Origin of the sequence: Streptomyces sp. P9-2B-2 (genome assembly GCF_030406865.1) — a bacterium.
GTDB classification, from domain to species: domain Bacteria; phylum Actinomycetota; class Actinomycetes; order Streptomycetales; family Streptomycetaceae; genus Streptomyces; species Streptomyces platensis.
Window position 1 is genome coordinate 8,249,000 of record NZ_CP129126.1, and the last position, 11,878, is coordinate 8,260,877.

At 73.4% G+C, this 11,878-nt stretch carries 7 protein-coding genes and 1 pseudogene; 3 read left to right on the top strand and 5 right to left on the bottom strand.

Annotation, left to right across the window (positions count from 1 at the left end; all coding sequences use genetic code 11):
• Positions 1–121: 121 nt before the first annotated feature.
• Both QT196_RS36250 and QT196_RS36255 read left to right on the top strand, forming a co-directional pair.
• Entirely contained in the window at positions 122–1,288 is a 1,167-nt protein-coding gene (locus tag QT196_RS36250; protein WP_266736674.1) for an exonuclease SbcCD subunit D, read from the top strand.
• Entirely contained in the window at positions 1,285–4,611 is a 3,327-nt protein-coding gene (locus tag QT196_RS36255) for an SMC family ATPase (protein WP_290356446.1), read from the top strand. The genes QT196_RS36250 and QT196_RS36255 overlap by 4 nt, the downstream gene beginning before the upstream one ends.
• 98 nt (positions 4,612–4,709) lie before the next feature.
• On the opposite strand, the gene QT196_RS36260 is transcribed toward QT196_RS36255, so the two are convergent.
• Positions 4,710–5,156 (bottom strand): Lrp/AsnC family transcriptional regulator, encoded by a 447-nt coding sequence (locus QT196_RS36260; RefSeq protein ID WP_085922177.1) that lies wholly within the window; start codon positions 5,154–5,156, stop codon positions 4,710–4,712.
• Positions 5,157–5,462: 306 nt separating this feature from the next.
• On the opposite strand from QT196_RS36260, the pseudogene QT196_RS36265 reads away from it, so the two are divergent.
• Positions 5,463–5,741 (top strand): annotated as a pseudogene (locus QT196_RS36265) (SDR family oxidoreductase); the annotation flags it as partial.
• A gap of 126 nt (positions 5,742–5,867) precedes the next feature.
• On the opposite strand, the gene QT196_RS36270 reads toward QT196_RS36265, so the two are convergent.
• The 4 genes from QT196_RS36270 to QT196_RS36285 form a co-directional block, all read right to left on the bottom strand.
• Positions 5,868–7,562, bottom strand: coding sequence for a DUF885 domain-containing protein (locus QT196_RS36270; RefSeq protein WP_168482845.1), 1,695 nt, complete (start codon positions 7,560–7,562; stop codon positions 5,868–5,870).
• 147 nt (positions 7,563–7,709) lie between these two features.
• On the bottom strand, positions 7,710–9,020 hold the full coding sequence (locus QT196_RS36275) for a GNAT family N-acetyltransferase (protein WP_290356447.1): 1,311 nt from the start codon (positions 9,018–9,020) through the stop codon (positions 7,710–7,712).
• An 84-nt stretch (positions 9,021–9,104) separates the two neighbouring features.
• Entirely contained in the window at positions 9,105–10,715 is a 1,611-nt protein-coding gene (locus tag QT196_RS36280) for an alkaline phosphatase D family protein (protein WP_290356448.1), read from the bottom strand.
• A gap of 264 nt (positions 10,716–10,979) precedes the next feature.
• Positions 10,980–11,810, bottom strand: coding sequence for an alpha/beta fold hydrolase (locus QT196_RS36285; RefSeq protein ID WP_168482848.1), 831 nt, complete (start codon positions 11,808–11,810; stop codon positions 10,980–10,982).
• Between the last annotated feature and the right edge of the window lie 68 nt (positions 11,811–11,878).

Consider the following 11,878-nt stretch of genomic DNA (forward strand, 5'->3'; position numbering starts at 1 on the left):
GCCCGCAAGGAACGGGGTGCGGACAGTGGTCGCCGTGGTGGGAGCCGGTTGCCGGACCCGTGGTGGTCGGGTGCTGGTTCGTGGCCTCTCGGAGGGGAAAAATGCAGGTCGGAGTGGCTGAGTGAGATTTCTGCACACCTCTGACTGGCATCTCGGGCGGTCCTTTCACCGGGTGAATCTGCTCTCCGCGCAGCGTGCGTTTCTTGATCATCTTGTGGAGACGGTGCGGGCCCGGGAGATCGACGCGGTGCTGGTGGCGGGCGATGTCTATGACCGTGCCGTGCCGCCGCTCGCCGCTGTCGAGCTGTTCGACGAGGCGCTGCACCGGCTCGCGGGGCTCGGTGTCCCGACGGTGATGATCTCCGGCAACCATGACTCGGCCCGTCGGCTGGGGGTCGGCTCCGGGCTGATGGAGCGGGCCGGAATGCACCTGCGGACCGACCCGGCCGACTGCGGTACTCCCGTCGTGCTCGCTGATGCCCATGGTCCGGTGGCGCTCTACGGGCTGCCGTATCTCGAACCCGCCATGGTCCGCGACACCCTCGGGGCGCGGCGTGCCGACCATGCGGAGGTGCTCGGTGCGGCCATGGAGCGGGTACGGGCCGATCTCGCCGGGCGGCCCGCGGGGACGCGTTCCGTGGTGCTGGCGCATGCCTTCGTCACCGGCGGCGCGGTCAGCGACAGTGAGCGGGATATCACCGTCGGCGGGGTCGCCTCGGTCCCCATGGGTGTCTTTGACGGGGTGGACTATGTCGCCCTGGGGCATCTGCACGGGTGTCAGACGCTCACCGAGCGGGTCCGCTACTCCGGCTCTCCGCTCGCCTACTCCTTCTCCGAGGCCGAGCACCGTAAGTCGTCATGGATCGTCGATCTCGACGCGGGCGGCGCCGTGCAGGCGGAGCGGGTGGACTGCCCGGTGCCGCGGCCGCTGGCCCGTATCCGCGGGCGGCTGGAGCAGCTGCTGGAAGACCCCGGATTGGCCCGGCACGAGGACGCCTGGGTCGAGGCGACGCTCACCGACACCGCCCGCCCGCATGAGCCCATGGCCCGGCTGGTCAAGCGCTTCCCGCACCTCGTCAGCCTGGTCTTCGACCCCGAGGACGGGCCCACCCGCTCGCTGGCGTCGTACGCGCAGCGGCTGCGCGGGCGCAGCGACCAGGAGATCGCCGAGGACTTCGTGGAACACGTACGGTCCGGCCGCGCGGCCGATGAGCAGGAGCGGGCCGAGCTGCGTTCGGCGATCGACGAGGTACGCGTCGACGATATGGCGGCCGAGGTGGCGCGTTGAGGCTGCACCGGCTCTCCCTCACCGCCTTCGGGCCGTTCGGCGGCACCCAGACCATCGACTTCGACCGGCTGACGAGGGACGGTCTCTTTCTGCTGCACGGTCCGACGGGCGCGGGCAAGACCTCGGTCCTGGATGCGGTGTGCTTCGCGCTGTACGGGTCGGTCCCGGGGGCGCGGCAGAGCGGCCAGGCGCTGCGCAGCGATCTGGCGGACCCGCTGACGCTCACCGAGGTCGTCCTCGAACTGACCGTGGGCGAACGGCGGTTGGAGATCACCCGACTGCCCGAGCAGCCACGCCCCAAGAAGCGGGGCAGCGGCACGACGAAGGAGAAGGCGCAGAGCAGGCTGCGGGAGTTCGTGCCGGCCGGGGCCGGGGGGCCGGCGGACGGTGACGGGCCCGGGGTCGGAGCCGGGCCGGAGGGCGACGGTGGGCCCGGGGGAGGCGACGGGCCCGAGGGTGGCGGTCACTGGAAGGCGCTGAGCCGCTCGCATCAGGAGATCGGTGAGGAGATCGGCCAGCTGCTCGGGATGAGCAAGGAGCAGTTCTGCCAGGTGGTGCTGCTGCCGCAGGGCGATTTCGCGCGCTTTCTGCGGGCCGATGCCGAGGCGCGCGCCCGGCTGCTGGGGCGGCTCTTCGACACCCGGCGGTTCGCCGCGCTCGAAGAGCAGTTGACCGCGCGCCGCAAGGCCGCCGCGGACACCGTGACGGCCGGCGACGAACGGCTGCTCGCGCTTGCGCACCGGATGGCGCAGGCGGCCGGGGAGAGCGCCGACCTCACCGATCCGTCGGTCCCGGCGCCGGAGCGGGCCGGAGGGACGGCGCCGCAGGGCGCAGCGGCGCGCGGACGTGGCGCGACGGTGGCCGGCGGGCGCGGGCGGGCGACGGCCACCGCGACGGCGAGCGCGACAGCCACGAGGTGGGCGACCGTACCGGGGCAGGCCGGGGCCGTGGAGTCCGGCGCACCGTCCGCATCGGCCCGTAGTGGCGCCACGGAAGACCCTGCCGCACCATCGAACCCTGCCGCACCGGGCCCCGGCGAGCCGGGCTTCGCGGAGGCGGTGCTGGTCAGGGCGGCGGTCGCCCGGGTGAGTGCACGGGAACGGCTGACGGTCGCGGACTCCGCGCTGCACGCTGCCGAGACGGCCGAGCGGACGGCGGCCGGGCGCTGGGAAGAGGCCCGTGAACGCGACCGGCTCCAGCAGCGGTACGCGGACGCCCGGCGCCGGGCCGCCCGGCTGGAGGCCTACGCCGAGGAACGTACGCAGACCCGCGAGCGGCTGGAGCGGGCCCGGGCGGCCGCGGAGGTCGCCCCCGCGCTCGCGCTGCGCGACGCCGCCTGGCGTGAGCTGGACACCGCACAGCGCGCCGAACGACAGCGCCGAAGCCCGCTGCCGCCGGATCTCGCCAACGCGGAGAGCGATCAACTCGCCGCGCTGGAAAGGGAGTTGCGGGAGGATCTGGGGTCGCTCGGCGCCGCCCGGCGGGCCGAGCGGCGGGCCGCCGACATCGGCCGGGAGCGCGCCGTCCTGGACCGCGAGGCGCGCGCCGACGAGCAGACGCTGCTGGACGCCGCCGAGTGGCTCGCCGCATGGGACGAGGCCCAGCGCGCCCACCAGCAGCGCATCGAGACGGCGCAGGAGGCCGCCACCCGGGCCGAACAGCTCGGCGCCCGGATCGAACCGGCCGCCGCACGCTGGGAAGCCGCCCGTCGCCGCGATCGGCTCAGCGGTGAGGTGCGGTCGGCGGAAGCGGAGTTGCTCGCCGCCAGGGAGCGGTCCGTGGCGGCCCACGAGCACTGGCTCGACCTCAAGGACCGGAGGCTGCGCGGGATCGCCGCCGAGCTCGCGGACGGACTCCGTGACGGCGAGGCCTGCGCGGTGTGCGGCGCGACCGAGCATCCCGAGCCGGCGCGGGCCGGGGCGGGCCATGTCGACCGGGCGGCCGAGGAAGCCGCGCTGGCCGCGCACCGTCAGACCGAGGAGGCCCGGGGGCAGACGGAGGCCCGCTGCCAGTCGGCCAAGGAGGCGCTGGCCGCCGCGGCCGCCACGGCCGGGGATGCTCCGGCGGACGAACTCGCGGCAGAGGTGGCGGAGTTGCGCGCCGCATACGCCGACGCCCATGCGCAGGGCGCCGACCTCCATGCCGCCCGCGAGGCGCTCGGGCGCGCCGAGCGCGAATACGAACGGCGCCGCGCCGAACAACAGCAGGCCGAGCGCCGGGCCGCGGCCCGTACCTCCCACCGGGAGGCGCTGGACCGCGAACGGGCCGCCCTGGAAGAGGAGTTGACCCGGGCGCGCGGCGACAGCCCGAGCGTCGCCGACCGGGCCGCCCGGCTGGAGCGGCAGGTGGCCCTGCTCGGCGCAGCGGCGGAGGCGTCCCGTACGGCCCACTCCTGTGCCCAGCGGCTCAAGGAGGCCGACGCCGGGCTGTCCGACGCCGCCTACCGCGCCGGATTCGACACCCCGCAGGCCGCCGCGGAGGCCCTGCTCCAGGACGACGCCTGGCGGGCACTCCAGCGACAGCTCGATGAGTGGCAGGCCGAATCCGCCGCCGTGGAAGCCGAGTTGGCCGATCCGGAAACCGCGGCCGCGGCGGCGCTGCCGCCCGCCGACCCGGCCGCCGCACAGTCCGCGCACCAGGCCGCGGCGGCCCGGCTGCGCACCGCCTCGGCCACTCATGCCGCGGCCCGGGAACGCTGCACCGAACTCGACCGGCTCTCCGCCCGCGCCGAGGCCGACGCCCGCACGCTGGCCCCGCTGCGCGCCGCCTACGACCGCATCGCCCGCCTCGCCGCACTCGCCTCGGGCACGTCCAGCGAGAACGAGCGGCGGATGCGTCTGGAGTCGTATGTGCTCGCCGCCCGGCTCGAACAGGTCGCGGCGGCCGCCAGCGCCCGGCTGCACCGGATGTCCGCCGGCCGCTACACCCTCGTCCACTCCGACGAACGGGCCGGTGGCGCCCGGCGTTCCGGCCTGGGGCTGCATGTCATCGATGCCTGGACCGGCCATGAGCGGGACACCTCCAGCCTCTCCGGCGGCGAGACCTTCTTCGCCTCGCTCGCGCTGGCGCTGGGCCTCGCCGATGTCGTCACCGACGAGGCGGGCGGCACGCGACTGGACACCCTCTTCATCGACGAGGGCTTCGGCAGCCTGGACGAACAGACCCTGGACGAGGTGCTGGACGTGCTGGACTCACTGCGCGAACGGGACCGCAGCGTCGGCATCGTCAGCCATGTCGCCGACCTCAAGGCACGGATCCCCGCCCAGCTGGAGGTCGTCAAGGACCGGTCGGGCTCGACGGTCCGGCACCGCGTACGGAGCTGAGAGCTGGGAGCTGAGCCCGGGGGCCGTCACCGGTGGGGCCGTCAAAGGCTGCCGGTCAAGGGCCGCCGGTCACGGGCGAGCCCGTCACGCACCGCCGGTCACCGGCTGACCGGGCGGCGGGGGAGCGGCGAGGAGTAGACGACGCTGGTGGTCACCGCGCCGAGCGCGCCGATCCGGCCGGACACCTCCTCCAGGTGCTTCATGGTCCGGGCGGCGACCTTGATGACATAGCAGTCGTCGCCGGTGACGTGGTGGGCCTCCAGGATCTCCGGCGTCGACTCCAGCAGCTCGTGGAACGGCTGGTCGTTGCCGTCGGTGTACCGCAGCCGTACGAAGGCCAGTACCGGCAGCCCGATGCGCTCCGGGTCGATCACCGCCGCATAGCCCGAGATCACCCCGGCCTCCTCCAGCCGGCGGACCCGTTCGGTGACCGCGCTGGCGGACATGTTCACGGCGCGCGCCAGCTCGGCGTAGCCCGCACGGCCGTTGTGCTGGAGGACATCGAGAATGCGCCAGTCGGTGGCGTCAGGGGAATAACCGGTCATCCGCGCTGTCTAGCAGTGGAATCACCGGCAGAGCAAGGGTGCTGCCGGTGATCTCCCTTTTGCGGGCCGGTGCCGGACGCGCCTGACCGGCCATGATCACGCAGTCGCCGCGGCCCGCGAGCACCGGCCCCGAAAAGCGGATGACGCCCCGGTCGGCGGGGGCGAGGGTGGGGCGTCATGACCTACGACAAGAGCAGCTCCGCCGAAGGCCTCCGGCCCGCGACGGTACGAAGCACCCTACCGCGACCCGTTGCCGCTCCTCGGCCGTACCGCCCTGGTCACCGGAGCGAGCCGACACCGTGGCATATCGCCCACGGTCTGGCCAAGGGGGCGCTGGCCTCGGCGACCCGCAGCCTGGCCACCACGTTCGCCGATCTCGGAGTCACCGTGAACACCGTCAACCCGGGCCCCGTGGACACCGGTTACGCGGTCGGCGAGCTGCGTGAGCGGGTCGCTGGATGCTTCCCCGGCGGGCAGTGGGGCACGCCCGACGACCCGGCCCGTTTGATCGCCTGGCTGGCGACCGACGAAGCGGCGGGGATCACCGGTCAGGTCATCAACTCCGAGGGCGGCTTCCGGCGCTGACCGCTGGATGGCGCCGCCATCGGACCGGTTCCGTCCCGCTGTGATGCCCACGGTCCTATGGACGGGGGCGGCGGCCGGCCACCACAGGCCATGGCCGGCCGCCGCCCCTCGCCCGGAAAGACCTGGTCAGAGCGCCGACAGCTCGCTCAGCAGATCGTCCAGGCCCAGCGAACCCTGCGACAGTGCCGCCATGTGCCAGGCCTTGAGGTCGAAGTCCGCGCCGTGCCGGGCGCGGGCCGCCTCCCGGCCCCGCAGCCACACCCGCTCGCCGAGCTTGTAGCCGATCGCCTGGCCGGCCATGCCCTGGTAGCGGATGATCTCGCTCTCGACGAAGTCGGCCGGGCGGCTGCTGTGCTGGGCGAAGAACGCGTGCGCCAGCTGCGGCGTCCAGCGCTCACCCGGGTGGAAGGGCGAGTCCGCGGGGATTTCCAGCTCCAGGTGCATGCCGATGTCGATGATGACCCGCACGGCCCGCATCATCTGCGCGTCCAGGTAGCCCAGGCGGCGTTCGGCGTTGGTCAGGAAGCCCAGTTCGTCCATGAGCCGCTCGGCGTACAGCGCCCAGCCCTCGGCGTTGGCGCTGACGATGCCCACCGTCGTCTGGTACCGCGAGAGCGAGTCGGCGACATGGGCCCACTGCGCCAGCTGGAGGTGATGGCCGGGGACCCCCTCGTGGTACCAGGTGGAGACCAGGTCGTACGCCGGGAAGCGGGTCTCGCCCATCGTCGGCAGCCAGGTCCGGCCGGGGCGGGAGAAGTCCAGCGACGGCTGGGTGTAATACGGGGCGGCGGCGCCGCCGGGCGGGGCGATCCGGGACTCGACCCGGCGCACCCGCTCCGCCAGCTCGAAGTGCGTGCCGTCGAGCGCGTCGATGGCCTCGTCCATGAGCGACTGGAGCCACTGGCGGGTCTCCTCGACGCCCTCGACGGCCTCGCCGTGCTCATCGCACCAGGCAAGCGCCTCCCACGGCGTCTTCGCGCCGGGCAGCACCTTCTCGGCCTCGGTCTCCATCTCGGCCAGCAGCCGGTGGAACTCGGACCAGCCGTACGCATACGCCTCGTCCGCGTCGAGGTCGGCGCCGTTGAAGTAGCGCGCGAGGCGGGCGTAGCGCTCCCGGCCCACCACGTCCGGAGCGCCCTCGATGGCCGGGGCGTAGGTGTCGCGGAGCCAGTCGCGCAGCTCCACCAGCGCGCCGGTCGCCACCTCGGCGGCCTCGGTCAGCTCGGCGCGCAGCGCGTCCGGGCCCGGGTCGGTGAACTCGGCGAACCAGCTGCGGTCCGTGCCGATCCACTCGTCCAACTGGCCGATGACCGTGCGGACTTGGAGCGGTCCCGCGGGCAGGTTCTGCTTGCGGCCGGCGTCCAGCGCGGAGCGGTAGCCCTCCAGCGCCGCGGGGACGGCCCGCAGCCGCTGGGCGATCGCCGCCCAGTCCTCGTCGGTCTCGGCGGGGGTGACCGTGAGGACCTCACGGACGTGGTGCAGCGGCGAGCTGAGGTTGCTGACCGTGCGCAGGCCCTCGCCCGCCTCGTGAACCGCCAGCTCGGCGGTCAGCCGCTCGCGCAGCAGCCGGGCGCAGACCTGCTCGGCGGCGCTGTCCGCGCCCGGCCGGGCCTCGGCCTCGGCCAGCTTCTCCAGCGTCGTCCGGGCGAGCTGGGCCACCGCTTCCTGGCCCGTCGGAGAGAAGTCGGGGAGCTTGCCGGAACTCTCGGCGACGCCGAGGAAGGTGCCGGTGATCGGGTCCAGGTCGACAAGGGCGTCGACATAGGCGTCGGCGACCTCGCGGGGCAGCGGGCCGCCCCCGGAAGTAGTGGTGTTGGGCATACGGACATCCTCGTACGGATCGCCCCGCCGCGTCACCATCAAAAAGCTGTACGTTGCTGTCGCTTTTCGGTGCCCTTGCCGGGTGCCGCGGCCGGTCGGGCGTCCGTACGCCCGGCCGGCCAGGGTTCCGGGTCCGCTCCCGGGGGCTCAGCGGCGCCCGCTGCCGTCATGGATGCGTACGGTCTCCCGCGGCTCCCGTTTGGCGGGCAGGCCCATCGGGCGGGCAGTGATCACCAGGGTGCCTTCCTCGATCTGGTAGTCGAGCGGCAGCCCGAGGCCGCGCATCGCGGCCACCATCCCGGTGTTCGAGGCCTGAGTGATCGCGTACACGCTCTCGCAGCTGGTCTCGGCCGCCATCGCCACCAGCCGGCGCAGCAGCTCGGCGCCGATACCGCGCTGCTGCCAGGCGTCCTCGACCAGCAGCGCGACCTCGGTCTCGTCGCCGTCCCACAGCAGATGGCCGAGCGCCACCAGCCGGCCGGAGGCGGTCTCCACGGCCAGGGTGCGGCCGAACCGCGGGCTGAGCAGATGGCCGAGGTAGCGGTCCGCGTCGCCGACCGGGCCGTGGTAGCGCAGCCCCAGGGTCTTCGAGGAGCAGCGATCGTGCATCTCCCGGGCCGCGGCCAGGTCGGAGGTGTCGGCGCGGCGGACCGTGATCTCGTTGCCCTCCGGCAGCGTCAGCACATCACGCCGTGGCGGCACCCGCTGGCCGAGCCGGGCGTCCAGATCGACCAGTGCCCGGACCCGGGCGAACTCGGTGGGGGTGAAGGGCAATTGCGGCCTTTCGATGGTGAGCGAGCCCCCGGAGGGGTCGCGGAACTTCATGCGGTGCTCCTCCAGCACGCCCTCCGTGGGGACCTGCTCGGCGAGCGGGTGCCCGTTGAGGGAGCGCGCGGGCACCGAATGGATGGTGCAGCGGCCCAGCAACTGCCGCAGGGCCAGGGGGAGTTCGGCGGAGTCCAGGGCCGTGCGGGTCGCCAGGCCCAGCATCCGGGTCGGCGCGTCGACGAGGTCGTGTGCGTCGGCCCGCTCCAGCCAGCTGTGCGTGCCGCCCGCGCCGGCGACCGTACGGGTGAGCTCGGCGGGGGTCAGCGCATCGGGCGCGCGCAGCAGGAACTCGTCGACCGTCCCGTCGGAGAGCGGATGGGTCTGGAGGCTGAGGATGTCCACCCGGCGGGCACTCAGCGCCGTGCACAGCGCGGCCAGGCTGCCCGGCTCGTCCCGGACCGTGGTCCGCATCCGCCACAGCACCGTCTCCTGGCGGCCGGCCCCCGGGGCCCGGTCGGTGGACGACGGCGCCGCGGCGCCGGTATCGGTCGGCGGCGGCGCGTTTTCGTGGCGTCGTGACCACCAGAAGCGGAAGCCTGCCGTGGCGGCCGCGACGAGGGCGGCGGGCTGGAGGGCGGCCCGGCGCCGGTGCGGGCGGCGGGCGGAAGGGGCAAAGGATGCTTCAGTCATGCACACAAGCCTGACGGACAGGTGTTGCCTGATCGCCAACACCTTGTGTCCGACGGGTAAAAGACGCAATCGACGCATTGGCCCCTACTGCCCTACCCGTCCTGGCTGCAGCACCTTGCTGAACAACACCTGGCCACCCTCCTGACGCAACCGCACCGTCAGCTCCCCGCTGCCCCCGTCGATATCGACCTCGCCGAAGTACTGCGGACTCTCCGCGGGGGAGGTGTTGGCACGGTCCGGCGCCTTGATGAACGGTTGCTCGGGCCCAAAGGTTCCGTCCAGCTTCAGTGCCTGGAAGCCGCCCGCGTTGAGCGGCCCCGACACGAACTCCCAGAACGGCTCGAAGTCCTTGAACGCGGCCCGCTCCGGCGCGTAGTGCTGCGCCGCGGTGTAGTGGACGTCCGTCGTGAGCCAGACGGTGCCGGTCACCCGGTCGTGCTTGATGTGCCGCAGCAGTTCGGCCAGCTGGAGTTCACGTCCCAGGGGCGCGCCCGGATCGCCCTGGGCCACCGCCTCGAAGTTCGTCTTGCCGTCTGGGACGACCAGCCCCAGCGGCATATCGGAGGCGATCACCTTCCACACCGCGCGGGACCGGGAAAGCTCCCGCTTGAGCCAGCGCAGCTGCTCAGCGCCGAGGATGCCCTGCGGGTCGTCGGTCTGCCGGCCCGGCGAATTGGCGTTCCGGTAACGGCGCATGTCCAGCACGAACACATCGAGCAACGGGCCGTGCGACACCACGCGATAGACCCGGCCTCCCCCACTCTCGGCTTCGCTCGAGCGGGAGGTACCCCCACGGTCGGGCCGCAGCGTACGGATCGGGAAATACTCGCCGAAGGCGCGCAGCGACCGCGCGGACAGCACATCGGTGCGCTTCTCCGTGTACCGGTCGTCGTCGAGCAGCTGCCCCGGGTACCAGTTGTTGTGCACCTCGTGGTCGTCCCACTGCGTGATCGTCGGCACCTGCGCGTTGAAGCGGCGCAAGTTGTCGTCGAGCAGGTTGTAGCGGAACGCGCCCCGGAACTCCGCGAGCGTCTCGGCGACCTTGGACTTCTCCTCGGTCGTCACATTCCGCCAGATCCGGCCGTCCGGCAGCGTCACCCGCTCGGGGATCGGGTTGTCGGCGTAGATGTTGTCGCCGCTGCACAGGAAGAAGTCCGGGTTCCGGCGCCGCATGTCCTCGTAGATGCGGTAGCCACCGCGGTCCGGATTGATGCCCCAGCCCTGCCCGGCCAGATCGCCCGACCAGTGGAAGCGGAGGTCCGCGCGACGCCCCGTGGGCGCGGTGCGGAAGGTGCCGGCGACCGGTTCGCCGGTTCGCCGCGGGTCGTCGGGGTCGGCGAGCAGCACCCGGTAGTGGACCTGCTCACCGGACGGCAGGCCGTGCAGCGAGGTCACGCCGGTGAAGTCGGTGTCCGGCCCGAGCACCGGGCCGTGCCAGGACCGGGCGTGCCGGAACGAGTCGGTCGCCGCGGTCTGCACCACCATTCGGGCCGGCCGGTCGGACCGCACCCACACCAGGCCCGAGGAGGTGGTGACATCCCCGACCTGGACACCCCAGTCGGCGCTCGGCCGCCCGCTGCGGGCCTGGGCCGGCGCGGCACAGGAGAGCGCGGGCAGTGCCAGCGCCGCCGAACCCGCCGCCGCGCCCCGCAGCAGCGACCGCCGTCCGAAGCCGCTGCCGGATCCCTGCGCCATCTCCAACCTCCATGCCTCGACGGACCTCACTGCCCACCCTTTCGTATCGCTGTCCGGTGCCCCACAGTCGAACGGACGGTGAACACCGGCCCGTTCGCCGGTCACGGTGCACCGTTCGCCCGGCCGGCTCCGGGCCCCGCGACCGGTGGACCCGGGCCATGGTCGCAAGACCACCGTCCGATCGCCAGGACGCTGACGTGGTGCATACGGTCCCGATACGCGCCGCCGGAACGGGTGGCCCCCGGGGACGACGGCACCGCGCGCTCAGCTCACCGTGTCGAGGATGACCCGCGCCACCAGCGCCGGATCGTCGTTCATCGGCACATGCCCGCAGCCCGGCAGCCGTACGAGCCGGGCGCCGGGGATGGTGTGCTTGGCGCGTACGCCCTGGCGGGGCAGGAGCAGCCGGTCGCGGCTGCCCCAGGCGATCGTCACCGGGACGCCGGGCACATCGGAGGTGAACCGCACCTCCCGGCCGGCCGCCAGCGTCGGCGCGAAGCCGGGCGCCTCGCGCAGCGCCCGGGTCTCCGCCACGACGGCCTCGGCGGAGCGGCGGCCGGGGTGGGCGTAGATGGTGCCGGTGAGCGACGCGCGGCCGAGGGCGTTCCGGGCCAGCGACTCCACCACCGGCTGGGGCAGCGCCTGGGCACCGGCGTACATCCCGCGCAGCACACCGAAGGCGTACCGCCGCTCGGCCGGGGTCCAGAAGCCCGCGGGCGAGAGCGCGGTGACCGACCGCACGGCGGCTGTGCGGCCCAGCTCCAGCGCGAGCAGCCCGCCCAGCGAGTTGCCCACCACATGCGGCCGCTCGACGCCGAGTTCGGTGAACGCCGCGGTGAGCAGCGGGACGACCGACGCCAGGTCGTACGAGGAGCCGCCGGGCAGCGCGGGGGAGGCGCCGAACCCCGGCAGATCGAGCGCGATGACCTCATGGGAGGCGGCGAGGATGTCGCACACCGGGCGCCAGGCCTGGAGGTGATGGCCGATGCCGTGCAGCAGGACGATGGGTTCGCCCGCGCCCTTGCGGTCGTAGGCGACCGTGAACGGCGGCCGGTCCGCGGGGGTGATACGGGCGAAGGAGACCGGGGCGGCCATGGGTGAACTCCTCTGGGGGTGCGGGACTTCCGGTGGTGCGAGCGTGCGCTGACACGATGCCAGCTGGG

Excerpts from the sequence above, each read along its gene's own strand:
- QT196_RS36260 (WP_085922177.1), bottom strand. The coding sequence starts at position 5,156 with ATGACCGGTTATTCCCCTGACGCCACCGACTGGCGCATTCTCGATGTC.
- QT196_RS36270 (WP_168482845.1), bottom strand. The coding sequence starts at position 7,562 with ATGCCCAACACCACTACTTCCGGGGGCGGCCCGCTGCCCCGCGAGGTC.
- QT196_RS36275 (WP_290356447.1), bottom strand. The coding sequence starts at position 9,020 with ATGACTGAAGCATCCTTTGCCCCTTCCGCCCGCCGCCCGCACCGGCGC.
- QT196_RS36280 (WP_290356448.1), bottom strand. The coding sequence starts at position 10,715 with ATGGCGCAGGGATCCGGCAGCGGCTTCGGACGGCGGTCGCTGCTGCGG.
- QT196_RS36285 (WP_168482848.1), bottom strand. The coding sequence starts at position 11,810 with ATGGCCGCCCCGGTCTCCTTCGCCCGTATCACCCCCGCGGACCGGCCG.